The sequence below is a fragment of the Salinispora sp. CH2A1_6 genome (genome assembly GCF_056820975.1).
In genome coordinates, this window is record NZ_JBXEDG010000016.1 from 310,112 (window position 1) to 335,887 (window position 25,776).

25 protein-coding genes are annotated in these 25,776 nt (G+C 71.0%); 17 read left to right on the forward strand and 8 right to left on the reverse strand.

What is annotated here, in order from left to right:
- Nucleotides 1–10 precede the first annotated feature (10 nt).
- The gene (locus tag AC1UKG_RS22505) at nt 11–1,252 is read left to right on the forward strand and encodes an IS701 family transposase (protein WP_482643053.1); all 1,242 of its coding nucleotides are present in this window, start codon (nt 11–13) and stop codon (nt 1,250–1,252) included.
- A 112-nt stretch (nt 1,253–1,364) separates the two neighbouring features.
- Here the strand turns inward: AC1UKG_RS22505 and AC1UKG_RS22510 are convergent, their stop codons facing one another.
- Nucleotides 1,365–2,795, reverse strand: coding sequence for an IS701 family transposase (locus AC1UKG_RS22510; protein ID WP_482643052.1), 1,431 nt, complete (start codon nt 2,793–2,795; stop codon nt 1,365–1,367).
- Between the two features lie 270 nt (nt 2,796–3,065).
- On the opposite strand from AC1UKG_RS22510, the gene AC1UKG_RS22515 reads away from it, so the two are divergent.
- The 4 genes from AC1UKG_RS22515 to glmM all read left to right on the forward strand — a co-directional run bounded on the left by AC1UKG_RS22515 (nt 3,066) and on the right by glmM (nt 7,074).
- On the forward strand, nt 3,066–4,433 hold the full coding sequence (locus tag AC1UKG_RS22515) for an MFS transporter (protein ID WP_018744622.1): 1,368 nt from the start codon (nt 3,066–3,068) through the stop codon (nt 4,431–4,433).
- Between the two features lie 243 nt (nt 4,434–4,676).
- Nucleotides 4,677–5,120 (forward strand): 50S ribosomal protein L13, encoded by a 444-nt coding sequence (gene rplM, locus AC1UKG_RS22520; RefSeq protein ID WP_018217015.1) that lies wholly within the window; start codon nt 4,677–4,679, stop codon nt 5,118–5,120.
- A 20-nt stretch (nt 5,121–5,140) separates the two neighbouring features.
- Complete coding sequence (gene rpsI, locus AC1UKG_RS22525) at nt 5,141–5,605, forward strand: 30S ribosomal protein S9 (protein WP_018222625.1); 465 nt, start codon at nt 5,141–5,143, stop codon at nt 5,603–5,605.
- 113 nt (nt 5,606–5,718) lie between these two features.
- Nucleotides 5,719–7,074, forward strand: a complete 1,356-nt coding sequence (gene glmM / locus AC1UKG_RS22530) for a phosphoglucosamine mutase (RefSeq protein WP_018744621.1) — start codon at nt 5,719–5,721, stop codon at nt 7,072–7,074.
- A 112-nt stretch (nt 7,075–7,186) separates the two neighbouring features.
- Here glmM and AC1UKG_RS22535 read toward each other — a convergent pair whose 3' ends face one another.
- Entirely contained in the window at nt 7,187–8,377 is a 1,191-nt protein-coding gene (locus tag AC1UKG_RS22535) for a pyridoxal phosphate-dependent aminotransferase (protein WP_026271776.1), read from the reverse strand.
- A 162-nt stretch (nt 8,378–8,539) separates the two neighbouring features.
- Between AC1UKG_RS22535 and glmS the strand changes: the two genes are divergently transcribed.
- The 11 genes from glmS (at nt 8,540) to AC1UKG_RS22590 (ending at nt 18,587) form a co-directional block, all read left to right on the forward strand.
- Nucleotides 8,540–10,453: a glutamine--fructose-6-phosphate transaminase (isomerizing) gene (glmS, locus tag AC1UKG_RS22540; RefSeq protein WP_018815518.1), complete on the forward strand. Its 1,914-nt coding sequence runs from the start codon at nt 8,540–8,542 to the stop codon at nt 10,451–10,453.
- 127 nt (nt 10,454–10,580) lie between these two features.
- A complete protein-coding gene (locus AC1UKG_RS22545) occupies nt 10,581–10,949 on the forward strand; it encodes a holo-ACP synthase (RefSeq protein ID WP_018252420.1) in 369 nt (122 codons plus the stop codon).
- Nucleotides 10,950–10,989: 40 nt separating this feature from the next.
- The gene (locus tag AC1UKG_RS22550; RefSeq protein ID WP_482643051.1) at nt 10,990–12,495 is read left to right on the forward strand and encodes an NAD(P)H-hydrate dehydratase; all 1,506 of its coding nucleotides are present in this window, start codon (nt 10,990–10,992) and stop codon (nt 12,493–12,495) included.
- Between the two features lie 21 nt (nt 12,496–12,516).
- Nucleotides 12,517–13,635, forward strand: coding sequence for an alanine racemase (alr, locus tag AC1UKG_RS22555; RefSeq protein WP_018744617.1), 1,119 nt, complete (start codon nt 12,517–12,519; stop codon nt 13,633–13,635).
- On the forward strand, nt 13,632–14,726 hold the full coding sequence (locus AC1UKG_RS22560; RefSeq protein ID WP_018744616.1) for an alpha/beta fold hydrolase: 1,095 nt from the start codon (nt 13,632–13,634) through the stop codon (nt 14,724–14,726). Before alr ends, AC1UKG_RS22560 begins: the two co-directional genes overlap by 4 nt.
- Nucleotides 14,723–15,232, forward strand: coding sequence for a tRNA (adenosine(37)-N6)-threonylcarbamoyltransferase complex ATPase subunit type 1 TsaE (gene tsaE / locus AC1UKG_RS22565; RefSeq protein WP_482643050.1), 510 nt, complete (start codon nt 14,723–14,725; stop codon nt 15,230–15,232). The genes AC1UKG_RS22560 and tsaE overlap by 4 nt, the downstream gene beginning before the upstream one ends.
- A 112-nt stretch (nt 15,233–15,344) precedes the next feature.
- Nucleotides 15,345–16,046, forward strand: a complete 702-nt coding sequence (locus tag AC1UKG_RS22570) for a uracil-DNA glycosylase (RefSeq protein ID WP_482643049.1) — start codon at nt 15,345–15,347, stop codon at nt 16,044–16,046.
- Between the two features lie 55 nt (nt 16,047–16,101).
- On the forward strand, nt 16,102–16,779 hold the full coding sequence (gene tsaB / locus AC1UKG_RS22575; RefSeq protein WP_018815522.1) for a tRNA (adenosine(37)-N6)-threonylcarbamoyltransferase complex dimerization subunit type 1 TsaB: 678 nt from the start codon (nt 16,102–16,104) through the stop codon (nt 16,777–16,779).
- Entirely contained in the window at nt 16,776–17,279 is a 504-nt protein-coding gene (gene rimI / locus AC1UKG_RS22580) for a ribosomal protein S18-alanine N-acetyltransferase (protein ID WP_018744612.1), read from the forward strand. The genes tsaB and rimI overlap by 4 nt, the downstream gene beginning before the upstream one ends.
- Nucleotides 17,272–18,330 (forward strand): tRNA (adenosine(37)-N6)-threonylcarbamoyltransferase complex transferase subunit TsaD, encoded by a 1,059-nt coding sequence (tsaD, locus tag AC1UKG_RS22585; protein WP_018744611.1) that lies wholly within the window; start codon nt 17,272–17,274, stop codon nt 18,328–18,330. Before rimI ends, tsaD begins: the two co-directional genes overlap by 8 nt.
- Nucleotides 18,331–18,332: 2 nt before the next feature.
- Entirely contained in the window at nt 18,333–18,587 is a 255-nt protein-coding gene (locus AC1UKG_RS22590; RefSeq protein ID WP_018729162.1) for a hypothetical protein, read from the forward strand.
- A 34-nt stretch (nt 18,588–18,621) separates the two neighbouring features.
- Here the strand turns inward: AC1UKG_RS22590 and AC1UKG_RS22595 are convergent, their stop codons facing one another.
- The 6 genes from AC1UKG_RS22595 to AC1UKG_RS22620 form a co-directional block, all read right to left on the reverse strand.
- On the reverse strand, nt 18,622–19,803 hold the full coding sequence (locus AC1UKG_RS22595) for an ROK family protein (RefSeq protein WP_026271778.1): 1,182 nt from the start codon (nt 19,801–19,803) through the stop codon (nt 18,622–18,624).
- 64 nt (nt 19,804–19,867) lie between these two features.
- Nucleotides 19,868–21,130, reverse strand: a complete 1,263-nt coding sequence (locus tag AC1UKG_RS22600) for a sugar ABC transporter permease (protein WP_482643048.1) — start codon at nt 21,128–21,130, stop codon at nt 19,868–19,870.
- The gene (locus tag AC1UKG_RS22605) at nt 21,127–21,942 is read right to left on the reverse strand and encodes an ATP-binding cassette domain-containing protein (RefSeq protein ID WP_018744608.1); all 816 of its coding nucleotides are present in this window, start codon (nt 21,940–21,942) and stop codon (nt 21,127–21,129) included. Before AC1UKG_RS22605 ends, AC1UKG_RS22600 begins: the two co-directional genes overlap by 4 nt.
- Before the next feature lie 107 nt (nt 21,943–22,049).
- On the reverse strand, nt 22,050–23,138 hold the full coding sequence (locus AC1UKG_RS22610; protein ID WP_018744607.1) for a substrate-binding domain-containing protein: 1,089 nt from the start codon (nt 23,136–23,138) through the stop codon (nt 22,050–22,052).
- Between the two features lie 297 nt (nt 23,139–23,435).
- A complete protein-coding gene (gene ybaK / locus AC1UKG_RS22615) occupies nt 23,436–23,918 on the reverse strand; it encodes a Cys-tRNA(Pro) deacylase (protein ID WP_018744606.1) in 483 nt (160 codons plus the stop codon).
- Nucleotides 23,919–23,927: 9 nt separating this feature from the next.
- Complete coding sequence (locus AC1UKG_RS22620; protein WP_018744605.1) at nt 23,928–25,148, reverse strand: class I SAM-dependent methyltransferase; 1,221 nt, start codon at nt 25,146–25,148, stop codon at nt 23,928–23,930.
- Between the two features lie 307 nt (nt 25,149–25,455).
- On the opposite strand from AC1UKG_RS22620, the gene groES reads away from it, so the two are divergent.
- Nucleotides 25,456–25,770 (forward strand): co-chaperone GroES, encoded by a 315-nt coding sequence (gene groES, locus AC1UKG_RS22625; protein WP_018222648.1) that lies wholly within the window; start codon nt 25,456–25,458, stop codon nt 25,768–25,770.
- The last annotated feature ends 6 nt before the right edge of the window (nt 25,771–25,776 follow it).

Sequence of the window (25,776 nt, forward strand, 5' to 3'; positions counted from 1 at the left end):
CGATGTTGGGGTGACTCCTGACGAGCTTTCCATTGTGCGGCAACGGCTTGAGGCGTACGCCGCGGATGTGTTCACCCCGCTGGTGCGCTCGGATCAGCGGACGAAGGGTGAGACGTATCTGCGGGGTCTGCTTCTTGACGGGCGGCGTAAATCGATGCAGCCGATGGCGGATCGGCTCGGGGTGGATCACCAGGGGTTGCAGCAGTTCGTGACGACCTCGACGTGGGACACCACGGTGGTGCGGATGCGTCTGGCCCGCCGGGCCCTTGATGTGGTCGAGCCGGTGGCGTGGGTGGTCGACGACACCGGCTTCCCGAAGGACGGCAAGGGATCGCCGGGCGTGGCCAGGCAGTACTCCGGCACGTTGGGCAAGGTCGCGAACTGCCAGATCGGGGTGAGCGTCCACGCTGTCACCGACACCGCCTCGTGTCCTCTGGGCTGGCGGCTGTTCCTGCCGATGTCGTGGGATCACCATGCCATTGACGAGGCTAAGTGTGCTGAGGTGGCCGCTCGTCGGGCCCGCTGCGGCATCCCCGAGGGCGAGCGTCACCGGCCGAAGTGGGCGCTGGTCGTGGAGATGCTCGACGAACTGGCCGACCACGGGCTGCGGCCGCCGCTGCTGGCCGCGGACGCTGGCTACGGGGACAACAGCCAGTTCCGCAGCGCCTTGGACGAACGCGGGATCGGCTACATCATGCAGGTCAAAGGCGACGCCCTCGCCCACAAGCCAGACGTGCGGCCAGTCGAGCGGGTGTGGTCCGGGCGTGGTCGCCCACCCACCCGCACCGACCCGCGCTACCCCAAGACCGCGGTCAGCCTGACCGAACACATCCGCGCCGCCGGCCGCCGGGCTGCGGAGACGATCACCTGGCGGGACGGCTCGAAAGGCACGATGAGATCCCAGTTCGTCTTCCTCCGGGTCCGGCCGGCGGGGCACCGCGTCGCCCGCGACCCGGACGGTCTCCTGCCCGAGCGGTGGCTGATCGCTCAGTGGCCGCACGACGAGGCCGAGCCGGTCAAGTACTGGCTGTCCAGCCTGCCCGCCACCACCAGCCACACCGACCTGGTCCGCCACAGCAAGATCCGCTGGCGCATCGAACACGACTACCGCGAACTGAAGACCGGCCTCGGCCTGGACCACTTCGAAGGCCGCTCCTGGACCGGCTGGCACCGCCACGTCACCCTGGTCACCGCCGCGCACCTGTTCATCACCGAACTACGCCTGGACCCAAAAGCGGATGCGCCGGCCTGACCCTCTACACGATCAGCCGCGAGCTGCAACGACTCCTCGCGACCTGGACCGGCGCCTGCATCACCTGCCACCAACCCGTGAAACCGCTACACCGCAACAAACGCTACCGAACCTAACAAAGCACTACTAGTAGTGCTTTGTTAGGTTGGGGTGGGTTGGTGGCAGAGGGGTAGAACCCGAGCCAGGTCGCGAGTTGGGTGAGGAACAGTTGGGCGGCTGCGGTGAGGGTGACGTGGCGGTGCCAGCCGATCCAGGATCGTCCTTCGAAGTGGTCAAGGCCGAGGGCGGTCTTGAGTTCGTGGTAGTCGTGCTCGACGCGCCAGCGGCTTTTGGCCAGGCGGACCAGTTCGGCAAGTGGTGTGTCGGCGGGTAGGTCGGACAGCCAGTAGTCGCTGGGTTCGTCTTGGCCGGGGGGCCATTGCACGAGCAGCCAGCGTTCGGGCAGGACACCGTCATCGCCGCGGTGTGGACCGCGTCGGACGGCTCGGCCGGCGGGACGCACCCGCAGTGCGAAGAAGTGCCCGGACAGCTCACCGACGGGCCGGTCGGGGTCGCGGTTGGCTGTGGGGAGCCGGGCGCGCCAGCGCACCAGGCGTGCCGCGTCAGCACCGTGGGCGAGGGCGAGGTCCTTCAGGCTGCGGGCCGGGTAGGGGTAGCGCGGTGTGGGGTGCTTGCCGACTCCGGCGTAGGGGACCTCGACCGGTTGGGCGTGGCCGGGTTGCGCGGTGGTGGACGACGTGGCCGCCACGATGTAGCCGATACCGCGTTCGGTCAGTCCCTGACGGAACTCGGCGACCTGGCCGTATCCGGCGTCGGCGGTCAGCAGCGGCGGACGCAGCCCCCACTCGGCCAACTCGTCGAGCATCTCCAGGGCCATCAGCCACTTCGGCCGGTACCGCTCGGCGTCCGGGACCTTCGACGCGGTGCGGCGCCGGCGGATCTGCGCGATCTGCTCGGCAGGCGGCACCTGCACCCGGGTGTGCGGCTTCTTCGCCCCGGCCGCATCGAGGGTGACCGGCTGCTGGCGCAGCCTGCGGGCGTGTGGGTTCGCGGGCTTGCCGTCCGGGCCCGGGACGCAGGTGTCGTCCCAGGACTCCGGCACGAATAGCCGCCAGTTCAGCACCGCCGACGCCGTGTCGGTCGCCGCGTGAACACTGACGGCGATCTGGCAGTTGGCGACCTTACCGAGGGTGCCGGAATACTGCCGGGCCACGCATGCAGAAGCCTTGCCGTCCTTGGGAAACCCGGTGTCATCGACCACCCACACCTCAGGCGTCACCAGGTCGACCGCAGCGGTGGCCATCCGCCGTCGCACACCGCCGACGTCCCAGGTGGACGAGGTCAGGAACTGCTGCAACTGCTGATGATCGACCCCGAGCCGCTGCGCCATCGGCTGCATCGACTTCCGTCGACCGTCCAGCATCAACCCTCGCAGATACCGCAGACCCGTCGCCCGCTGATCCGAGCGCCGCAACCCCGCGAAGATCCCGGCCGCGAAGTCCTCTAACCGCGCCCGCACCCGAACCAGATCCCGCTCATCCACGCACCGCAGCCAAACACCGCCACGATCGCCGTACGAGCGACACGCCACAACGACCTAACAAAGCACTACTAGGCCACCCGCCGATCGCCCCGCTGACCAACAGCGCTCCTCACGGGTCGGTGTGCGGCTCGGTGCGCGCACCGTTGCCTCCCCGAATCCGGCGACGAACGCTGCGGTAACGCCGGCTTCCTAGGTTCCAGCCGGGCCCGCTCGACACCGACCAACCGGTGCGGTCGGCGGGCCAGGACGCCTGGCCGGAAGGAGCGCCTGATGACGACGAGCGTGCCCGCGACGACCACCGCGGAGGAGATCGACCTGCAACGCGGCCGGGGCCGCTGGGTTGGCCACTGGGCGCCGGAGGACGATCACTTCTGGCGGACCGTCGGCCGGCCCGTCGCCCGGCGCAATCTCATCTTTTCGATCTTCGCCGAGCACATCGGGTTCTCCGTCTGGTTGCTCTGGAGCATCGTGGTGGTCCGGTTGGACGATGTCGGTTGGACGCTGACCACCAGCCAGGCGCTCTGGCTGACCGCCGTGCCCAGCGGCGTCGGTGCGCTGCTGCGACTGCCCTACACCTTCGCGGTGCCGGTCTTCGGCGGGCGGAACTGGACCGTGGTCTCCGCCCTGCTGCTGATCATCCCGGCTGCCGGGTTGGCCTGGGCGGTGCAGCACCCGGAGATCGGCTTCGTGCCGCTGCTGCTGATCGCTGCCACGGCCGGGTTCGGCGGCGGGAACTTCGCCTCCAGCATGGCGAACATCTCGTTCTTCTATCCGGAGCGGGAGAAGGGGTGGGCGCTGGGGCTGAATGCGGCGGGCGGCAACATCGGCGTCGCCGTCGTGCAGTTCCTGGTGCCGCAGGTGATCGTGCTCGGCGGGGGCCTCGCGCTGGCCCGAGCCGGCCTGATGTACCTCCCACTCGCGGTGATCGCTGCGGTCTGTGCCTACCTGTTCATGGACAACCTGGTCGAGGCCAAGGCGGACGTGGGGCCGGTGTGGTCCTCGCTGCGGGACCGGAACACCTGGATCATGTCGTTGCTGTACGTCGGCACGTTCGGCTCGTTCATCGGCTACTCGGCGGCCTTCCCGACGCTGCTCAACGGGGTCTTCGGCCGGCCCGACATCGCGCTGTCCTGGGCGTTTCTCGGTGCGGCGGTGGGTTCGCTCTGCCGACCCTTCGGTGGTCGTCTCGCCGACACCATCGGTGGCGCCCGGGTCACTGTGGCCAGCTTCGTGTTGATGACCGGCGGTGCGTACCTGGCGCTGTGGTCGGTGCGGGAGCGCTGGCTGGAGCTCTTCTTCCTGGCGTTCATGCTGTTGTTCGTGGCCACCGGGGTCGGCAACGGATCGACGTACCGGATGATCTCTCGGATCTTCCAGGTGCGGGGGGAGGAGCTCGGCGGTTCGCCGGAGATCATGCGCGCGATGCGGCGCCAGGCGGCCGGGGCGCTCGGGATCATCTCCGCGATCGGCGCCTTCGGCGGCTTCCTGGTTCCGATCTGCTACGCGTGGGCGAAGTCGGCGTACGGCAGTATCCAGCCCGCGCTGGGGTTCTATGTCGGCTTCTTCCTGGTGCTGACCGTGCTGACGTGGGCTGTCTATTTGCGTCCCGGGGCGCGACTGGCCTCGGCGCGGGTGTGACTTCGGCCATCGGCGACCTGCGCCGTGGGTGGGGAACCAGCCTGTTTCGGCTCAGCCCGGCGGGCCGATCGGACCCCGTTTTGCCGGCTGGCCCGGCGTTGGGTATCGTTACCTGCTGTTGTGCGACATCTAGGGGCGTGCCGTCTGAGGTGCGCTTGGTCGTTCGTGCGCGTTGGCTCGGCCTGAAAGTCATGGTCACCCCGGCGCGCAGGCCCCAGACCGACGACGAGACAAGGTAAACCTGTGCGTACGTACAGCCCGAAGCCGGGTGAGATCGAGCGTCAGTGGCACGTTATCGACGCCTCTGATGTCGTGCTGGGCCGCTTGGCCACCCATGCCGCCACGCTGCTGCGCGGCAAGCACAAGCCGACTTTCGCGCCGCACGTCGACACGGGCGACTTTGTCGTCATCGTGAACGCCGGCAAGGTCGCGCTGACCGGTAACAAGCGGCAGCAGAAGATCGCCTACCGGCACTCCGGTTACCCCGGCGGCCTCAAGCAGGTCGGCTACGACGAGCTGCTGACCAAGCGCCCCGAGCGGGCCGTTGAGCTGGCCGTGAAGGGCATGCTCCCGCACAACAAGCTGGGCCGGAAGCTCATCAAGAAGCTGAAGGTCTACGCCGGTGCCGAGCACCCGCACGGCGCGCAGCAGCCAGTGCCGTTCGAGATCAAGCAGATCGCGCAGTGAGCGCGGGCGAAGGAAGCAGCATGACCGACATCATCGCCACCGAGGTCGCCCCCGAGGCCGCCGAGGCGCTGGCGCCCGTCGTCCGCGCGCCCCTTGGTGACCGGCCGATCCAGACCGTGGGTCGCCGCAAGGAGGCCATCGTCCGGGTCCGCATCGTCCCGGGCACCGGCAAGATCACCTGCAACGGCCGGGACCTTGAGGCGTACTTCCCGAGCAAGGTGCACCAGCAGCTGATCAAGGACCCGCTGGTCACCACCGAGAAGGCGGAGGAGTTCGACGTCATCGCGAACCTGCGGGGCGGCGGCACCACCGGTCAGGCCGGTGCACTCCGGCTGGCCATCGCCCGCGCGCTGATCGCCAGCGAGCCGGACGACCGCCCGGCGCTCAAGAAGGCCGGCTTCCTGACCCGGGACGCGCGGGTCAAGGAAAGCAAGAAGTACGGCCTCAAGAAGGCCCGTAAGGCTCCCCAGTACTCGAAGCGCTGACCATCAGCTGCTCGTTGTACTTCTGACGGACGGCCGGGCCGCCTCCTGCGAACGGAGGCGGCCCGGCCGTTCCGTTTTTTACCATTGGTAGTTGCATCGGAGGTTTGGCGGGAATGGGTCGGTTGTTCGGCACGGACGGGGTACGGGGACGGGCGAACGCGGATCTCACGCCCGAGTTGGGGCTCGCGGTAGCGGTCGCCGCCGCGCACACCCTCGCTGAGGCGGATCGGAGCCACCCCCCGTTGGCCGTTGTCGGCCGGGACACCCGGGCCAGCGGCGAGATGCTGGAGGCCGCGGTGGTGGCCGGGCTGACCAGTGCCGGTGCCAACGTCGTACGGGTCGGCGTCCTGCCGACCCCGGCGGTGGCGTTCCTCACCGCGGAGGCCAAGGCCGACATCGGGGTGATGCTCTCCGCCTCGCACAACCCCATGCCGGACAACGGCATCAAGCTCTTCGCCGCGGGCGGGCACAAGCTACCGGACGAGATCGAGATGAGGATCGAGGCGGCGGTCGAGGCGAACGCGACGACTGCCTGGGAGCGTCCGGTCGGTGCGGGTGTCGGCCGGGTCCACGACCTACTCGACGGCGCCGACCACTACGTGCAGCACCTGGTGGGCACCGTGCCGCACCGGCTGGACGGGATCAAGGTGGTGGTGGACTGCGCCAACGGCGCCGCCGCCGAGGTGGCCCCGGCGGCGTACCGGGAGGCCGGCGCCGAGGTGGTCGCGATTCACGCGGAGCCCGACGGCCTCAACATCAACGACGAGTGTGGCTCCAACCACGTGGCGGCGCTCCGGCAGGCCGTCGTCGAGCACGGCGCGCAGCTGGGCATCGCCCATGATGGTGACGCCGACCGCTGCGTGGCGGTCACCGCCGACGGTGACGAGGTTGACGGCGACCAGGTGATGGCGATCCTCGCACTGGCGATGCGGGAGGCCGGCACGCTCACCGCCGACACCCTGGTGGCGACCGTGATGAGCAACCTCGGCCTGCGGATAGCCATGTCCCGGGAGGGGATTCGGCTGGTCGAGACGAAGGTCGGTGATCGCTACGTGTTGGAGGAGCTGCGCGCCTCCGACCTGGCGCTCGGTGGCGAGCAGAGCGGGCACATCGTGATGCCCGCCCACGCGACCACCGGCGACGGCGTGCTGACCGGCCTGCACCTGATGTCCCGGATGGCGGGGACCGGCAAGCCCCTGGCCGAGCTGGCAGCCGTGGTTACTCCGCTGCCTCAGGTTCTGATCAACGTGCCGGTCGCCGACCGTACGGTCGGCGCGGCGGCTCCGACCGTACGGGCCGAGGTCGCGCAGGCCGAGGCCGAACTGGGTGATGCCGGGCGGGTCCTGCTGCGTCCCTCGGGTACCGAGCCACTGGTCCGGGTGATGGTGGAGGCCGGTACCGAGACGATGGCGCGTGCGGTGGCCGAGCGGATCGCCGAGCAGGTCCGTACCGCCAGCCCGGTCAGCTGACCGATGCCTCCCCCGCCGGCGACGGGTGCCGGCGGGGGAGGTCTGCTGGCTGGTGACGGCCCCGGCGCAGGTCGTCAACGGCCTCATGGGAGCGGCCGGACCGGACGCGCGCTCACCGTGCCAGCGTTCGTAGCCGGGTGACGGCCTCGGCCAACACCTCCGGGCGCTTGCAGAACGCGAACCGGATCAGCCGCCGGCCCGCCTCCGAGTCGTCGTAGAAGACCTGGGTCGGGACCGCCACCACACCACAGCGCTCCGGCAGCGCGCGGCAGAACTCCACCCCGTCCCGGGCGCCGAGCGGGGTCACGTCGGCGGTGACGAAGTATGTGCCCTCCGGTGGCCCGACGCCGAACCCGGCGTCGGCGAGGCCGGCGACGAGCTGGTCCCGGCGGGCCTGCAACCCGGCCCGGAACTCGGTGAAGTAGCGCTCGTCCAGGCCCAGGGCCACCGCGACCGCGGGTTGCAACGGTGCGGCGTTGACGAAGGTGAGGAACTGCTTGACCCGCAGCACCGCCGACACCAGCGACGCCGGGCCACTCGCCCAGCCGACCTTCCAGCCGGTGCAGGAGAAGGTCTTGCCGGCCGAGGAGATCCGCAGCGTCCGCGCCCGCATCCCGGGCAGGGTGGCGAGGGGTACGTGGCGGCCAGCGGCGGCGTCGGTGAAGGCGAGGTGTTCGTAGACCTCGTCGGTGACCGCGTACGCGTCGTACTCGCGGCACAGCTCGGCCACCAGGGCCAGTTCGGCGGGGGTGAAGACCTTGCCGGTGGGGTTGTGCGGGGAGTTGAGCAGCACCAGCCGGGTGCGGGGCCCGAACGCGGCGCGCAGCTCGTCCGGGTCCACCGCGTACCGGCCGGCGGCCCCGGGCCGCAGTGTCACTGGGCGTCGGCGGGCGCCGGCCAGCGCGATCGAGGCGGCGTACGAGTCGTAGTAGGGCTCGAAGCAGACCACCTCGTCGCCGGGCTCGCAGAGGCCCAGGATCGCCGCGGCGATTGCCTCGGTGGCGCCCGCTGTCACCACGATCTCGCCGTCGGGGTCGTACTCGAGGCCCCAGAACCGCTGCTGGTGTGCGGCCAGGGCGGCGCGGAGCTGGGGGATGCCGGGCCCGGGCGGGTATTGGTTCTGCCCGTCGCGCAGCGCCTCAGCCGCCGCAGCCAGCATCTCCGGCGGGCCGTCGGTGTCCGGGAAGCCCTGCCCGAGATTGACTGCCCCGGTGCGGCTGGCCAGGGCGGACATTTCGGCGAAGATTGTCGTCCCGAAGGGGCGCATTCGGGTTACCAGAGGATCGACATGGGTGGTCGTCACGTCTGCCAGCCTACGGACTGTCCGTGTCGGTTCAATCCGCCGCGGTCGTCGATCGTGGTTCGTGACGCTAGGTAACGGCTCGCGTTATTCGCTCAAAGTGCTTGCTTGTTTACCCGCCTTCCGAGCACCACTGATGAGTGAAACTGGGTTAGGCTGCGACCCATGTGTGGAATCGTGGGTTACGCCGGTGCGCGTCCGGCGCTCGGCATTGTGCTCGATGGGCTGCGACGGCTGGAGTACCGCGGCTACGACTCGGCCGGGGTCGCCATCATCTGCGCGGACGAGCTGCTGGCGGAGAAGAAGGCCGGCAAGTTGGCGAACCTGGAGAAGGTCCTCGCCGAGCGGTCCGCGCGGGATCCGGAGGCCTGCGCCGCATCCCCGATCGGGATCGGGGACGGGGTCACCGGGATCGGCCACACCCGTTGGGCCACCCACGGCGGTCCCACCGACCGCAACGCCCACCCGCACCTCTCCCCGGACGGACGGGTTGCGGTGATCCACAACGGCATCATCGAGAACTTCGCGAAGCTGCGCGCCGAGCTGGAGGCGGACGGGGTTCAGTTCGTCAGTGACACCGACACCGAGTGCACCGCCCACCTGCTCGCCACGGCCCTCGCCGACCTGCGCTCCGCTGGGCATCCGGAGGGGCCGCAGCTGCTCGCCGCCGGCATGCGGGTCGTCTGTCAGCGCCTGGAGGGCGCCTTCACCCTGCTCGCCGCGGATGCCGGCGTCCCGGGCGCGGTGGTCGGTGCGCGACGTAACTCGCCCCTGGTCGTCGGCCGGGGAGACGGCGAGAACTACCTGGCGAGCGATGTCGCGGCGTTCATCGAGCACACCCGCGAAGCAATCGAGCTGGGCCAGGATCAGATCGTCCTGATCACGGCAGACAGCATCGAGATCACCGACTTCGCCGGCCAGCCCGCCACCGGCAAGGACTTCCACATCGACTGGGACTCCTCCGCCGCGGAGAAGGGCGGCTACGACTGGTTCATGCTCAAGGAGATCGCGGAGCAGCCGCAGGCCGTCGCCGACACACTGCTGGGCCGGCTCACCGAGACCGGCGAGATCATGCTCGACGAGGTTCGCCTCAGCGATCAGGACCTGCGCGATGTGGACAAAATCTTCATCGTCGCCTGCGGTACCTCGTACCACGCCGGGATGGTGGCGAAGTACGCGATCGAGCACTGGACCCGGATCCCCTGCGAGGTGGAGCTGGCCAGCGAGTTCCGCTACCGCGACCCGGTTCTCGACCGGTCCACTCTGATCGTGGTGATCTCGCAGTCCGGGGAGACGATGGACACCCTGATGGCGCTGCGGCACGCCAAGGAGCAGAAGGCACGCGTCCTGGCGATCTGTAACACCAACGGCTCCACCATTCCCCGCGAGTCCGACGCGGTCCTCTACACCCACGGTGGGCCCGAGATCGCGGTCGCCTCCACCAAGGCGTTCCTGACCCAGCTCGTCGCCTGCTACCTGATCGGCCTGCACCTGGCCCAGGTGCGTGGGATCAAGTTCGCCGACGAGGTCGCCGCGGTGGTGTCCCAGCTTCAGGAGGTGCCGGGCAAGCTGCGCGAGCTGCTGGGGCGGACCGAGCCGGTACGCGAGTTGGCCCGCGACCTGAAATCCGAGTCGACCGTGCTCTTCATCGGTCGGCACGTCGGCTACCCGGTCGCCCTGGAAGGCGCGCTGAAGCTCAAGGAACTGGCGTACATGCACGCCGAGGGCTTCGCCGCGGGCGAGTTGAAGCACGGCCCGATCTCCCTCATCGACGAGGGCACCCCGGTGATCTGCATCGTGCCGTCGCCGATCGGCCGCGGCATGCTGCACGACAAGATCGTCTCCAACATCCAGGAGGTGCGGGCCCGGGGTGCCCGGACCATCGTGATCGCGGAGGAGGGGGATGAGTCCGTCGTCCGGTACGCCGACCACCTGATCTTCGTACCGCGTACGCCGACCCTGCTCGCGCCGCTGGTGACCACCGTGTCGTTGCAGGTCTTCGCTGCGGAGATCGCCGCCGCTCGGGGCCACGACGTTGACCAGCCCCGCAACCTGGCGAAGTCCGTTACGGTCGAGTGAGCACCGAGAGTTGCCGGGAATGCTGCGGGCACGCTGGCCGACGTGCCCACGCGTGCCGGCACGGCGGGGTGTCCCGAGTGGAGGCGGCGGCAGCACGAACGGGCCGCCGCGCCGGTAGGCTGAGTGCATGATCGTCGGGGTCGGCATCGACGTGGTCCTGGTGGAGCGGTTCGCCCGTGCGCTGACCCGGACGCCGCTGCTCGCCGACCGGCTCTTCACCGAAGCCGAGCGGTACACCCGTTCTGGTAACCCCCGTTCGCCCGAGTCGCTCGCCGCCCGCTTCGCGGCGAAGGAGGCAGTGGCCAAGGCGCTCGGTGCACCGAGCGGGCTGAGCTGGCACGACTGCGAGATCGTGCCGGATCCGGATGGCCGGCCGTGGTTGACCGTCTCCGGCACGGTCGCGGCGGCAGCGGTCGAGCGGGGGGCCAACCGGTGGCACCTGTCGCTGTCGCACGACGGCGGGATCGCGTCGGCCATGGTGGTCGCGGAACGCTGATCGGTGGCGTGCCCCGGGTCGGGCACGGGGACGGAGTGGGATGAGACCGGTGTGGCGGGTGGCGGACGTACGCGCCGCCGAGGCGGGCTTGCTGGCGACGCTCCCCCCCGGGACGCTGATGCAGCGGGCCGCCGCCGGGCTCGCCCGCCGCTGTGCGCTGCTCCTCACCGACCGGGGCGGTGTCTACGGCGCCCCGGTGTTGCTGCTGGTCGGCTCGGGCGACAACGGCGGCGACACGCTCTTCGCCGGCGCCCGGCTGGCCCGACGCGGGGCGGCGGTGTCGGCGCTGTTGCTGGCTCCGGACCGGGCGCACGCCGAGGCGTTGGCGGCGTTTCGGGCCGCCGGCGGCCGGCTGGTTGACCGCCCACCGGCCCCGGTGGACCTGGTGCTCGACGGCATCGTCGGGATCGGTGGCAGCGGTGGGCTCCGCGCACCGGCAGCGCAGCTCGCGGCGGGCCTGGCGCAGTGTCACGGGCGAGCCGGTGCGCGGGCGACCGTGGTCGCGGTGGACGTGCCGAGTGGGGTGTCGGTCGACACCGGGCAGGTTCCACTGACCGCGGCTGGTCAGCCGGCCGCGATCCGCGCCGATGTCACGGTGACCTTCGGTGCCTTGAAGCCGGCGCTGGTGGTGGGAGCGGCGGCGCCGTTGGCCGGTCAGGTTGAGTTGGTCGACATCGGGCTGACGCCCTGGCTGCGTGGCACGGCGGCGCTGCAGGTAACCGAGCGGGCGGATGTGACCGACTGGTGGCCCCGGCCCGGGCCGGCGGCGGAGAAGTACAGCCGGGGGGTGGTCGGTGTCGCCACCGGCTCGGCCGTCTACCCCGGTGCCGCGGTGCTCTCGGTCGCCGGTGCGTTGGCGGGCCCGACCGGCCTGGTCCGCTACGCCGGCAGCGCCCGGGCGGAGGTGCTGCGCCAACACCCGTCAGTGATCGCCACCGACCGGGTCACCGAGGCCGGTCGGGTGCAGGCGTGGGTGTGCGGTTCCGGGCTGGGCACCGGTGACGAGGCGGCCGGTGAACTGCGGGCGGTACTCGCGGCACCGGTGCCGGTGGTGCTCGACGCGGACGCGTTGACCCTGCTCGTCGAGAGCTCCCTCGCCGACCAGCTCCGGCGGCGGGACGCCCCGGTCGTGGTCACCCCACATGATCGGGAGTTCGCCCGGCTCTGCGGTGAGAGTCCCGGCGACGACCGGGTCGCTGCCGCGTTGCGCCTGGCCGCCCGGATGAACGTCGTGGTGTTACTCAAGGGCGACCGGACGGTGATCGGCACGCCCGACGGCCGGGTCCATGTCAACCAGACCGGGACCGCGGCCCTGGCCACCGGAGGTACGGGCGACGTGCTGGCCGGCTTGCTCGGTTCGTTGCTCGCCGCGGGTCTGGCGCCGGAGCGGGCCGCCGCCGCGGCGGCGTACCTGCACGGGCTCGCCGGCCGGGAGGCGGCGCGGGGCGGCCCGGTGGCCTCGCCCGATGTCGCCGCCGCCCTGCGCCCGGTGCTGGCCGGGCTCGGGTGGATCGGTGGATCGACCTGGGCCGGGCCCAACTCCTGATCAACTCAGTAGGCTGTGGGCATGTGGCAGGCCGAGGTACGCGTCGACCTTGACGCGATCCGTGAGAACGTGAGTTGGTTACGCTCCGGCAGCGCCGCCGAGTTGATGGCGGTGGTCAAGGGGGACGGGTACGGCCACGGCATGGTCCCGGCCGCCCACGCCGCGCTGGATGGCGGTGCCGACTGGCTCGGTGTCTGCACCCTCGACGAGGCCCTCACCCTGCGCCGGGCCGGGATCACCGTGCCGATCCTGGCCTGGCTGCTCGCGCCGGGCCTGCCGTTACACGAAGGGGTACTGGCCGGCGTTGACCTCGGTGCGGCCAGCGTGGCGCAGCTCGACGAGATGGTCGAGGCGGGCCGGGTGGCCGGGCGTCCAGCCCGACTGCATCTCAAGATCGACACTGGGCTGTCCCGGGGTGGCGCGACCGTCTCGCAGTGGCCGGAGCTGCTCGATGCCGCGGCGAAGGCGCAGGCTGACGGCGCGGTCGAGGTGGTGGGGGTGTGGAGCCACTTCGTGTACGCCGACGCGCCCGGACACCCGACCACCGACCGGCAGCTCGCTGTTTTCCACGAAGGGCTGAGCATGGTGGAGCGGGCGGGGCTGCGCCCGCGCTACCGCCACCTGGCCAACTCGGCGGCCACGCTGACCCGGCCGGACGCCCACTTCGACCTGGTCCGTCCCGGGCTGGCCGTCTACGGGCTCTCACCGGTGGCCGGGGAGCGCTTCGGCCTGCAACCGGCCATGACCGCCCGGGCCCGGGTGATGCTCACCAAGCAGGTCTCGGCGGGGACCGGGGTCTCCTACGGCCACACGTACACCACCGAACGGGTGAGCAACCTCGCCGTGATTCCACTCGGGTACGCCGACGGGGTTCCCCGGGACGCGTCCAACAGCGGCCCGGTACAGCTCGGCGGTGTCCGGCGGACCATCTCCGGCCGGGTCTGCATGGACCAGTTCGTGCTCGACTGCGGCGACGATGCGGTCGCGCCGGGAGACGTGGCCACCCTCTTCGGCGCCGGCCGGAACGGGGAGCCCACCGCCGACGACTGGGCCGAGGCGGTCGGCACGATCAACTATGAGATCGTCACCCGGTTCGGCAGCACCCGGGTGCCCCGCTGCTACGACGGCGAGCGGCCGTGACGTCGTCCCGGTTCCGGGTTCCGCTGCCCCGAGCCAGCCACCCCCGGGCCGCGATCGGCGCGTTGGCCGCCGTCGGTGTCGCTGCCGCCGGTCTCGTCGCCGGCGTCGCGACCGAACGCGCGCTGGTCCGTCGGCTGAAGGCCGACCCCACCGACCGGTACGCCGGCGAGGACTTCGGCGCGCAGCGGTTCGACGAGGCGCTGCGGGTGGAGATGCCGGACGGCACCGACATCCACGTGGAGGTGGTCGAGCCGGCGCGGCCGATCAGCGGGAACCCCACCATCGTGCTGGTGCACGGGTTCTGCCTGGACCAGGGGACCTTCCACTTCCAGCGCAAGCTGCTCGCCGCCCGGGGCGAGCACCGCATCGTGGCGTACGACCAGCCGGGGCACGGGCGCTCCGGCCAGCTGGAAACCGGCGAGTACGACCTGACCGCGCTCGGCCGGACGCTGCGCGCGGTGATCGACCGGGCCGCGCCGGAGGGCCCGCTGGTGCTGGTCGGCCACTCGATGGGTGGCATGACCATCATGGCGTTCGCGGAACTCTTCCCGGAGCTGTTCGGGGACCGGGTGGTGGGCACCGTGCTGTTGGCCACCTCGGGCGGGCTGCTCGCCGAGACCAAGCTGGTCGCTCCGGCGCTGCTGGGGCGGGTCGGTTCGCCGGTGCTGCACCTGATGAGCAACGCCGCCCGCTACGGGAGCCCGGTGATCGACCGAGCGCGTCGGTCCACCTCCAACATGGCCTGGCTGCTCACCCGCCGGTATGGCTTCGGTGCCGGGCACCCCAGCCCGGCTCTGGTCTCCTACGTCGAGGAGATGAATTCCCGGACCTCCGCCGACACCGTCACCCGCTATCTGCGAACGCTCGCCACCCACTCCCGGTTCCCGGCGTTGGCGGCGCTCGCCAGCGCGCCGGTGCTGGTGCTGGTCGGGGAGAAAGACATGATCACGCCGGTGGCGCACTCGGAAGAGATCGTCCGCCGGCTGCCGCACGCTGAGTTCGTCAAGATCCCCGACAGTGGGCATGTGGTGATGTTGGAGCACGCCGACGAGGTGAACGCGGCGTTGACCCGGTTTCTGGAGGAGCTGTGAACCCCGGCAGGCCGATCCGATTCACCCTGCCGACCGTCGCGGACACGCACGCCTTCGGCCGTCGGCTGGCCGGCCTTCTCCGGGCGGGGGACCTGCTGCTGCTGACGGGACCCCTCGGTGCCGGCAAGACGGCCCTCACCCAGGGCATCGGCGCCGGTCTGGGAGTGGCCGGGGCGGTCACCTCCCCCACCTTCGTGATCGCGCGGGTACACCAGCCCGATCCGGTTCGGGGCGGCTCGCTGGCCCTCGTGCACGCCGACGCGTACCGCCTGGGCGATGCGAGCGACCCCCGTGCCGAGCTTGACGACCTGGACCTGGACGCGTCGGTGGACGAGGCGGTGACCGTGGTCGAGTGGGGCGAAGGGCTCGCCGAGCAGCTCGTCGCGGAGCACCTGTGGATTCGGATCGACCGGCGGGACGACGACACCCGGCTGGTGGACCTGGAACCGGTCGGTGGTGACTGGAGTGCGCGGTTGACCGGCGCCCCCGGATTCATCGACAGCTGACAGCAGCGACAAGCCAGCCGGGACAGCCTCGTCCGGTGGCGCGGGGAGGCGGCCGCTGCTGTCGGAGCCGGCGACTAGAGTGCGCGGGACGCCCCGACCGGAAAGGCCGCTGATGCCCGACGACGTACCCACCCTGGATCTGCTGGCCCTGCTGCCACCGGAGTGGCGGTCCGCGCTCGCCCCGCAGCTCGACCCGGCCCGCACCGCGGAGCTTGCCGGTTTCGTCGCGCAGGAGTACGCCACCCAGACCGTCTTTCCGCCCGTGGTGGACCTCTTCTCGGCCTACCAGCTCTGCCCGCCGACGGAGACCCGGGTGGTGATCCTCGGCCAGGACCCCTATCACCGGGCCGGGCAGGCGCACGGCTTGAGCTTCAGCGTCCGCCCCGGGGTGCCGACGCCGCCCTCGCTGCGCAACGTCTTCAAGGAGCTCGGTGCCGACCTGGGCGTGCCGAGGCCGGCCGGTGGAAACCTGGGTGGCTGGGCCGAGCAGGGTGTGCTGCTGCTCAACTCGGTGCTGACGGTCCGCGAGGCCAGCCCCGGCTCGCACGCCAACCGTGGCTGGGAGGACTTCACCAACGCGACGATTCGGGCGCTGAACGCGGTGGAGCATCGGGTGGTCTTCCTGCTCTGGGGCGGGTATGCGCGGAAGAAGGCGGCGTTGGTGACAAACCCGAGCCACGTGGTGCTGGAGGCGGGGCACCCCAGCCCGATGAACCCGCGCGGTTTCCTGGGCAGCCGCCCGTTCAGCGCGGCCAACAAGGCGCTCGCCGACGCCGGTCTGCCGACGATCGACTGGGAACGCGCCGCCGCCTGACCACTCGGCCGGGGCGGGGCCGGGTCGGGCAGCCGGGCGGCTAGGCTGGTTCACCGTGCTCGTACTGGTGGTGGACAGCTCGACCCCCGCGGTGATCGCCGCGTTGGTGGAGGTCACGGCGGCCGGCGTCGAGGTGCGGGCGCAGCGGTGCGCCGTTGACGCCCGAGCCCATGGCGAGTTGCTCGCCCCACAGGTTGACGCGGTCCTGGCCGACCTCGGTGCGCGCCCCTCCGCTCTCGGTGCGATCGTCGCCGGCCTCGGGCCGGGCCCGTTCACCGGGCTGCGGGTGGGGCTGGTCACCGCTGCCACGATGGGGCAGGCGCTCGGCGTGCCGACCTACGGGGTCTGTTCGCTGGATGCTGTCGGCTTCCCGGCCGCCGCCGGCGAGCCGGTCCTGGCGGCGACCGACGCGCGCCGCCGGGAGATCTACTGGGCGGTGTACGACGGGGCCGGCCAACGGATCGTCGGCCCCGAGGTCTCCGCTCCGGCGGTCGCGGCCGCGCGCGCCCGTGACCTGGCGGTTGTCGCCGCGATCGGCGACGGCGCGCACCGGTACGCGGCGACGCTGGAGCTGCCGGTCGCCGACGAGCCCCGCTACCCGCTGCCGGTGGCCCTGGCGCGGCTCGCGGCGGAGCGGATCGCCGCCGGTGCCCCCGGTGAGTCGCTCACCCCGCTCTACCTGCGGCGCCCGGATGCGGTCGCCGCGGCGGGCCGCAAGTCGGTCCTGCCGTGAGTGGGGGAGCGGACCGGGGTGGCGAACCGGCTGGCGGCGGGAACGGCGTTCAGCTGGAGCGGTTCCGCTGGTGGCACATCGCCGAGGTGCTGCCGATCGAGGCGGACCTCTTCGGTGTCGAGCAGTGGTCGGCCGCGATGTTCTGGAACGAACTCGCCAACGGGCACCACTACCTGGTGGCGACCGAGGGGGCAGCCCTGCTCGGCTACGCGGGGCTCACCGCGGTCGCCGGCGAGGAGGCGTGGGTGCAGAACATCGCCGTCCGCCGGTCCGCGCAGCGGCAGGGGGTCGGGCGGCTGCTGTTGCGCGCCTTGTTGGCCGAGGCGGCGCGACTGCGGGTCCGCGGCATTCTCCTGGAGGTGGCCGCGGACAACGCCCCGGCGCAGAAGCTTTACGCGGCGCATGGCTTCGAGGCGATCGGGGTGCGGCGCGGGTACTACCAGCCGAGCAACACCGACGCGTTGGTCATGCGCCGGGACGAGGAGTTGACCGATGGCTGACGAACCCCTGGTCCTGGGGATCGAGACGTCCTGCGACGAGACCGGGGTCGGTATTGTCCGGGGCCACACCCTGCTCGCCGACGCGTTGGCCAGCAGCGTCGAGGAGCACGCCCGGTTCGGCGGGGTGGTGCCGGAGGTGGCCAGCCGGGCCCACCTGGAGGCGATCGTCCCGACGATGGACCGGGCGTTGACGGAGGCGGGAGTGACGCTCGCTGACGTCGACGCCATCGCGGTAACCTCCGGTCCCGGTCTGGCCGGGGCGCTGCTGGTCGGGGTCGCTGCGGCCAAGGGGTACGCGGTCGCCGCCGACAAGCCGGTGTACGGCGTGAACCACCTGGCGGCGCACGTCGCCGTGGACACCCTGGAACACGGGCCGCTACCCGAGCCGGCGATCGCCCTGCTGGTCTCGGGCGGGCACTCGTCGCTGCTGCTCGTTGACGACCTGGCCCACGGTGTCACCCCGCTCGGCGCCACGATCGACGATGCGGCCGGCGAGGCCTTCGACAAGGTCGCCCGCCTCCTCGGGCTGCCCTTCCCCGGTGGCCCCTACATCGATCGAGCGGCCGATGCCGGCGACCCGGCGGCCATCGCGTTCCCCCGCGGGTTGACCGCGGCCAAGGACCTGGCAGCGCACCGTTACGACTTCTCCTTCTCCGGGTTGAAAACCGCGGTGGCGCGTTGGGTGGAGCGTCGGCAGCGTGCCGGCGAGCCGATCCCGGTCGCCGATGTCGCCGCCTCCTTCCAGGAGGCGGTTTGCGACGTGCTGATCGGGAAGGCGCTGGATGCCTGCCGGTCCAGCGGGGTGCAGACCCTGGTGGTCGGGGGCGGAGTGGCGGCCAACTCGCGGCTGCGGGCGATGGCCGAGCAGCGCGCGGCGAAGTACGACATCCGGGTGCGAACGCCCCGCCCGAAGTTGTGTACGGACAACGGCGCGATGGTCGCCGCGCTCGGCTCACACCTGGTCGCCGCCGGTGTCGCGCCGAGCCGCCTGGACCTGCCCGCCGATTCGGCGATGCCACTGACGACAGTCAGCGTTACCGGGGAGGAGTAGACATGATCGTGCGGATGTGGGAGGTGCGGGCCGAGCCGTACGGGATGGCCGACCTGATCACCTGGGTGTGCGAGACCGCCCTGCCCGAGTTCGAACACGACCCGTTGCACGTCTCCAGCGAGGTCTTCTCCTCCACCGATCACCGGGTCGTGGTGATCTCGAAGTGGCGGGGCAACCCCCGTCCGCTGCCCGACGCGCCGGTGACCCTGGTCGCGCGTCCCCCGTACTCCTGGGACTTCACGCCGGTCGATCGCTGACCCCCGCGCCGATCAGTCCACCCGAGGACGGGGCTCAGCTGACGTCGAGCGGGTCGGCGAGGAGCCGTTCGAAGGCGAGTTCGGCCGCGCCGATCAGGGCGGCGTCGTCGCCGAGTTCGGGGGTGCGCAGCCGGACGTGCTCCACACAGGCGGGCAGGGCGCTGGCGTTGAGTCGGCTGCGCACCTGGGCGGCGGCGGCCAGGTAGAGGTCCCGCAGCGCACCGCCGAAGATGACCAACTCCGGGTTGAAGATGTTGACGAGGTTGGCCACGCCGAAGCCGAGCCAGTCGCCGGCGGTGCGGACCGCGGTCTGGGCTCGGGCGTCGCCCCGGTCGGCGGCCTCGAAGACAGCCAGCAGCGCGTCTCGGCCCTGGGTGTCGGAGCGGCCGGCGGCCCGCAGCAGACCGTGTTCGCCGATCTCGGTCTCCCAGCAACCCCGCGACCCGCACTCGCAGCGGGTGCCGTCCCGCCGGACCACCATGTGTCCGACCTCGCCGCCGTAGCCGCCGTGGCCGGTCAGCCGACGCCCACCGGCGATGATGCCGGCGCCGACGCCGACATCGCCGTACAGGTAGATCAGGTTGTCGCAGCCGGTGGCGGCGCCGCGGGTGTGTTCGGCGAAGGCCGCCACGTCGGCGACGTTGCCGACGACGACCGGAACGTCCGGCCCCAGCTCGGCGCCGATCGCCGCACCGATCGGCTCGTCCACCCAGCCCATCGTGGGGCCGAGCCGGACCAGTCCGTCGTCCCGGCGGACCAGGCCGCAGACGGCGACGCCCGCGCCGATGCAGATCGCGTCGGCCGGCAGGGACTGTTGCATCTCCCGTGCCGCCCGGGCCAGCAACGGCGCGGCCTCGGCGGCGGTGATGCCCCGCGGACGCGCCAGTTCCCGCCGGTCGAGCACCCCGCCGCCGAGCCCGATCCGCGCGGCCCGCAGCCGGTCCACCTCGATGCTGTACGCGTACGCGTGTACCCGGGCCGACTCGGGCCGGACGACCAGCGACGGTCGTCCGGCCCGGCCGGTCTCCTTCGGCGCCCCCTCGCTCACCAGGCCGGCCGCGGCGAGGTCGGTGGTGAGTGCGCCGATGGTGCTGCGGTTCAGCCCCAGCGTGGTGGTCAGCTCGGCCCGGGACGTCGCCCCGTGCATGTGGACGTACCGCAGCAGCGCTCCGAGGTTCTGCCGACGGATCTCGTCCTGGCTCGGTCCTGCGCGCATCGCGGCGTACTGCTCCTCAGTGCGGTGGCGGGGCGGCGTCGGTGGTCTGGTCGGGCCGTCCCGGTCAGCGGCCGCCGCTGGCGGCGGCCCGACGCCGGGACAGCGCGTCCACACTGGCGGCGAGGAGGAGGACCACCCCGGTTACCACGTACTTGACCCCTGAGCTGTAGCCCATCAGACCCATCCCATTGTCGATCACGGCGACGACCGCACCGCCGAGCACCGCGTCGAGGACCCGACCCTTGCCACCGAAGAGGCTGGTGCCACCGATCACCGCCGCGCCGACGGCATAGAGCAGTACGTTACTGCCACCGGTGTTCGGGTCGACCGAGTTGGCCCGGCTGGCGGCGACAATGCCGCCGATCGCGGCCATCGCGGAGCAGATCACGAAGACGGAGATGCGGATCCGGTCAACGTTGATGCCGGCGCGGCGGGCTGCCTCCTTGTTGCCGCCGACCGCGTAGATGTGCCGGCCGTAGCTGGTGCGCTGCAGTACGAAGGTCCCGGTGATCAGCAGTACCGCGATCAGCGGCACCACGATCGGTACGCCCTTGAGCGAGTTGATCAAGACGTTGAAGCTGCGTTCCTCGTTGAGGAGGTAGACCGTCGCGCCGAGCACGGTGGCCAGCCCGGCGACCCGGGCGAGGACCACGGCGAGCGGGTCGGTGACCAGGCCCCGGGCCGCGCGGGTGCGGTACCGCATCGCCTGGATCGCGGCGTAGCCGGCGACGGCGAGCCCGGCCAGGGCCCAGCCGAGAGCCGGTGGCAGGTTGCGGTTCGCGATCGCCACCAACACCGGGTCGCGGACCGCGATGTTCCTGCCCTCCTCCATCAGCAGCAGCACGATGCCCTGGAAGGCGAGGAAGCCGGCGAGGGTGACCACGAAGGACGGAATGCCGATCTTCGCGACCAGCATTCCCAGCACGCTGCCGATCAACACTCCGGTGAGCACCGCGGCGAGCACCGCGACGTACCACGGGTAGCCGAGGACGGTGACCACGTTGGCCAGCACCGCGGCACAGACGCCGCTGGCGAAGCCGGCGGAGAGGTCGATCTCACCGAGCAGCAGGACGAAGACCAGCCCCATCGCGATCAGCGTGACTGCTGCCCCCTGCGTGAACAGGTTGGCGAAGTTGGCGGCGGTGAGGAACGACGGCCGCATGACCGCGAAGACGGTGCAGAGCACGATCAGGCCGAGGACGGCGGGTAGGGCACCGATGTCCCCGCCCCGCACCCGGCTGAGGTAGCCGCGCACGTGGCTGGTGAGGGTGGGCGCGGCGGCGGGGGCGGCCGCGGATTCCTGGTCGGGGAGGGCGGTGCTGGTCATCGGGCGGCTCCCGGGGCGGCGGCGGGCTCCCCGCCGGTGTCGTTCGATCCGTTGCCCGCGTCGAGTCCGAGCGCACCGGAGCGGCCGGCGGTGATCAGCTCAACGATCTGGGCATGGGTGATGTCGGTGGTCTTCACCTGGGCGACCATCTGGCCCAGGTAGAGCGCGGCGATCCGGTCGGAGACGGCGAAGACGTCGTTCATGTTGTGGGAGATGAGCACGACCGCGAGGCCGTTGTCGGCCAGCCGGCGAACCAACTCGAGTACCTGTGCGGTCTGCGCGACCCCGAGCGCGGCGGTCGGCTCGTCCAGGATGACGACCTTGCTGTTCCAGAGCACCGCCTTGGCGATCGCCACGGTCTGCCGCTGGCCTCCGGAGAGGCTGGAAACCTGCTGGCGGAGCGACTTGACGGTGCGGACGGAGAGCCCGGCGAGCGTGTCCGCGGCCATCTGCTCCATGGTCGGCTCGTCGAGCACGAGGCCGTGCCGTTTCTCCCGGCCGAGGAACATGTTCTGCACGATGTCGAGGTTGTCGCAGAGCGCGAGGTCCTGGTAGACGATCTCGATGCCGAGTGCGGCGGCGTCGCGGGGGTTGTGGATGCTCACCGGGCGTCCGTTGAAGAGGAACTCGCCGGCGTCGGTCGGGAAGATGCCGCTGATGCACTTGACCAGGGTGGACTTGCCGGCGCCGTTGTCGCCGACCAGCGCGGTCACCTGCCCGGGGAAGGCAGAGAAAGCGACATCACGCAGGACCTGTACGGGACCGAAGCTCTTGTCGATCCCGCGCAGTTCCAGCAGGGGGGTCGCGGACACGGGGACTCCTTAACGCACATGAGGGGAGGTCGTCGTACCACCGGATGTGGTGACACGTCGCCCCGGCACGGGGGTGGCCCGTGCCGGGCGACGGTGCCGGCCGGCGGTCAGCTGATGCCGGCGCTCGCGCAGAGCTCGGCGTACGCCTCGGTGCAGACCTCGTCCTTGGTCACGAAGCCGTCGGCGATGACGTCCTTGACGTTCTCCTGGTAGATCGCCTGGGGGGTGAGCAGCACGGCGGGCACATCCCGGCCGCTCTCCGGGTCCTTGATGGTCTGGCCGGTCTCCTTCCGCTCCCCCTTGGCCAGCGAGATGGCCAGTTCGGCGGCGGCAGCAGCCTCTTGCTTGATCGCCTTGTAGACGGTCATGCACTGGTCTCCGGCGAGGATGTTCTGTAGGCCCTGCGGGGTGGCGTCCTGGCCGGTGACCGGGACCTTGCCGTTGAGCTTGTTCTTCTTCAGCACTGAAATGGCGGCGTTCCCGAGTCCGTCGTTCGCCGCGAGCACCCCGTCGATCTTGCCGCCGGACTTGGTGAGCTGCTGCTCGAAGATCGTGGCGGCCTGCGCGTTGTCCCAGTCCGGCACGGAGTCGTCCGCGACCTGCTGGTACTCGCCGGCGTCGAACTTCGGCTTCAGGACCGAGTCGTACCCGTTCTTGAACAGGGTGGCGTTGTTGTCGGTCGGCGCGCCGTTCAGGTACACGATCGACGGGTTCTGCACGCCGCCGTCGGAGAGGCACTTGACCAGTCCCTCGCCCTGGAGCTTGCCGACGGCCTCGTTGTCGAAGCTGACGTAGTACTCCGCCGAGCCGCCGAGGGTCAGGCGGTCGTAGTCGATGGTGGCGACCCCCTGCGACTTGGCCTTGTCGAGGACGGCCTTGCCGGTGCCGGAGTCCAGGTTGACGATCATCAGGGCGGTGACTCCCTGGGTGATCATCTGGTCGGCGATGGTCTGGAACTGGGTCTTGTCACCCTGCGCGTTCTGGATGTCGGCCTCGACGCCAGCCTCCTTGAAGGCGTCCTCCAGAAACGTGCGGTCCGCGCCCTCCCAGCGGGCGGAGGACTTGCTGTCCGGGAGAATCACGCCGACCTTGGGGGTCTTGCCGGCCGACTCCTCGTCGGAGTTGTCGCCACAGGCCGCCATGCTGCCGGTGGCCAGGAGGCCGACGGTCGCAGCGGCGAGGAAACCCTTGCGCATCTGCAGGGTCCTTTCCAGGTGGGGGATTGGGGGATGGTTTGTTGTGCCCGGCAACCTATTCCGCGATCCCTGGACGACACAAGAGTGGCGAGGTCATGAGTTTGTTGTCGGCAGTAACAATTCGGCAACGTCGTGGTCTTGGGCTGTGACGGCGCCTGGTCTGCCGTGTCCTTGCCCGGTGCGGTCACCGGCCTGGGGTCACTTCGGGGGCGCGCGCCCCAGAATCGCCTCGGTGCCGGCGGTGTAGACCTCGGCCGGCACCGCCGCGGGCCCCAGTAGGCGTTGGCGGGTCCCGGTCTAGGGGGAGGCGACCCGTGCCGTGCGGGCGTTGGTGAGGGTGACCAGGTCCTGCGGGGCCAGTTCCAGCTGGAGCCCCCGGCGGCCAGCCGAGACGTAGATGGTCTCGTGGTGAAGGGCGCTTTCGTCGAGCACGGTCGGCAGGTTGCGTCGCTGTCCGAGCGGACTGATGCCGCCGCGCACATATCCGGTGGCACGTTCGGCCGTGGCCCGGTCGGCCAGCCCGGCCCGTTTGGCGCCTAGCGCGGCGGCCAGGGCTTTGAGGCCGAGTTCGCTGGTCACCGGGACGACCACGATGGTGAGCGCGCCATCGGCCACGGCTACCAGTGACTTGAACACGCGGTCCGCCGGCAGGCCGAGCGTCGCCGCAACAAGTGCTCCGTAGTTCGGGGCGTCCGCCGGGACGTCGTACGGATGGGTGCGGTACCTGACTTTCCGCTGGTTCAGCAGCGTGGTCGCCGGTGTCACCTGTCGTCGCGCCACACCCTCAGCCTAGTTGGTGGCCGGACGGCAGATCAGCACCGTGGGAGCGCCGTCCACCCGGGTCAGCACGAGGCTCGCCGGCTGGTCGCCGGTCAACCGCAGATCGCGGCGGAGCTTCTCCGGCTCGAGGGCTGAGCCCCGCTTGCGGATCTCCACCCGGCCGACCCGCCGCTCGCGCAGCAGGGCGCGAAGCCGCTTCAGCGAGAACGGCAGCACGTCGGTGATCTCCAGGCAGCGGGCGAAGGGGGTTGGCGTGGGAGTGTCGGCGTACAGGTAGGCGATCGTCGGGTCGGCGAGGGTGGCGTCGAGGGCGCCGGCCAGCTCGGCGACGAGGTGCGCGCGGACCACCGCCGGGTCCGGGTCGTAGACGTAGCGGCGAACCGGCCCGACCGGGGCTTCGGCGACGCGGGAGCCGGTCAGCTCGTGTACCCGCGTGGCGGGTCCGACCGGGCCGGTGGTGGCGGTTGGCGGCTCCTCTCGCAGCACGGTCGCGCGGCGGGCCACCGTCGCGAACTCGCCGCACCACAGGGCGGCCTCGACCAGGTCGCCGTTGACGCTGACCCACTCCGCCTCCGCGCCGGGTGGGATCAGTGCGTGATCCAGGCCGGGTGCCACCTTGACCACCGTCCGCGGCACCCGCTCGGTCAGGGAGAGCACGAAGTCCCAGGGTGGGGAGTAGGCGTTCGGGTTGAAGATCCGTCGACCGGAGGCCCGGCGGGCGGGGTCACAGAAGACCCCGTCCACCTGGCTGAGATCGAAGGTGGTCGCGTCCCCCTGGGTGACGGTGAAGCGTTCGGCGAGGCCGGCGGCCTCGGCGTTCGCGGTGGCGGTCGCGGCGGTGAGCGGGTCAGCCTCCACTCCGTACACCCGGATCCCGGCCCGGGCGGCGGCGAGTGCGTCGGCGCCGATTCCGCAGCCGAGGTCGGCCAGGGCGCGGACGCCGCTGGCGTGCACCCGTTCGGCGCGTCGCCGTGCCACCACCTGACGGGTTGCCTGCTCCAGGCCGGCCCGGGTGAAGAACAGGTCGGCCGCTCCCGGACCGAACTTGCCCACCGCACGACGGCGCAGCTCGGCCTGGGTCAGCGCCGCCGCGGCCAGGTCGGCCGGAAGCCCGGCAGAGCGAAGCGCCGCCGCCGCGGCCAGCGGGTCGCCGCCGGCCACCTCGGTCGCCGCCGCGAGCGCTGCCGACCCCGCGGGGGTACGCAGCCGCGCCAGCTGTCCCAGGTCCACCCCGCCATTCTTCCGGCTGGTACGCGGGGAGCGGAGTCGGGGTGCCGCCGGGCGTGTGCCGGCCCACCTCACTCGTCCGCGCGACGCGTTGGGCGGTTCGTTGGCACTCTCCTTGACGGAGTGCTAGCCGAGGAATAACCTGCGATTAGCACTCTCAACCTGAGGGTGCCAACCTCCGGGCCCTGGTGCCCGGCAGGTTAACGCCAGGCGGACCGGCACCCGCGACGACGGCCCCGCCCGGTGGCATGTGGCAGATTGAGCTGGCCGATTTACCGGTTGGCAACGAAACCAAGTACCCCAGGAGGGTATGCCCGTGACTACCGCGACCAAGGTTGCGATCAAGCCGCTCGAGGACCGCATCGTGGTCCAGGCGAATGAGGCTGAGACCACCACGGCGTCGGGCATCGTGATTCCCGACACCGCCAAGGAGAAGCCGCAGGAGGGCACTGTCCTCGCTGTCGGCCCGGGCCGGATCGACGACAAGGGCAACCGTGTGCCGATCGACGTCAAGGTCGGCGACACCGTCCTCTACTCGAAGTACGGCGGCACCGAGGTCAAGTACGCCGGCGAGGAGTACCTGGTGCTCTCCGCCCGCGACGTCCTCGCGGTCATCGAGAAGTAGGTAACC

Excerpts from the sequence above, each read along its gene's own strand:
- AC1UKG_RS22590 (WP_018729162.1), top strand. The coding sequence starts at position 18,333 with ATGATCGTGCGGATGTGGGAGGTGCGGGCCGAGCCGTACGGGATGGCC.
- AC1UKG_RS22545 (WP_018252420.1), top strand. The coding sequence starts at position 10,581 with ATGATCGTCGGGGTCGGCATCGACGTGGTCCTGGTGGAGCGGTTCGCC.
- glmS (WP_018815518.1), top strand. The coding sequence starts at position 8,540 with ATGTGTGGAATCGTGGGTTACGCCGGTGCGCGTCCGGCGCTCGGCATT.
- AC1UKG_RS22550 (WP_482643051.1), top strand. The coding sequence starts at position 10,990 with ATGAGACCGGTGTGGCGGGTGGCGGACGTACGCGCCGCCGAGGCGGGC.
- rpsI (WP_018222625.1), top strand. The coding sequence starts at position 5,141 with ATGACCGACATCATCGCCACCGAGGTCGCCCCCGAGGCCGCCGAGGCG.
- AC1UKG_RS22515 (WP_018744622.1), top strand. The coding sequence starts at position 3,066 with ATGACGACGAGCGTGCCCGCGACGACCACCGCGGAGGAGATCGACCTG.
- AC1UKG_RS22595 (WP_026271778.1), bottom strand. The coding sequence starts at position 19,803 with ATGCGCGCAGGACCGAGCCAGGACGAGATCCGTCGGCAGAACCTCGGA.
- glmM (WP_018744621.1), top strand. The coding sequence starts at position 5,719 with ATGGGTCGGTTGTTCGGCACGGACGGGGTACGGGGACGGGCGAACGCG.
- AC1UKG_RS22570 (WP_482643049.1), top strand. The coding sequence starts at position 15,345 with ATGCCCGACGACGTACCCACCCTGGATCTGCTGGCCCTGCTGCCACCG.
- alr (WP_018744617.1), top strand. The coding sequence starts at position 12,517 with ATGTGGCAGGCCGAGGTACGCGTCGACCTTGACGCGATCCGTGAGAAC.
- AC1UKG_RS22610 (WP_018744607.1), bottom strand. The coding sequence starts at position 23,138 with ATGCGCAAGGGTTTCCTCGCCGCTGCGACCGTCGGCCTCCTGGCCACC.
- tsaD (WP_018744611.1), top strand. The coding sequence starts at position 17,272 with ATGGCTGACGAACCCCTGGTCCTGGGGATCGAGACGTCCTGCGACGAG.
- groES (WP_018222648.1), top strand. The coding sequence starts at position 25,456 with ATGCCCGTGACTACCGCGACCAAGGTTGCGATCAAGCCGCTCGAGGAC.
- AC1UKG_RS22600 (WP_482643048.1), bottom strand. The coding sequence starts at position 21,130 with ATGACCAGCACCGCCCTCCCCGACCAGGAATCCGCGGCCGCCCCCGCC.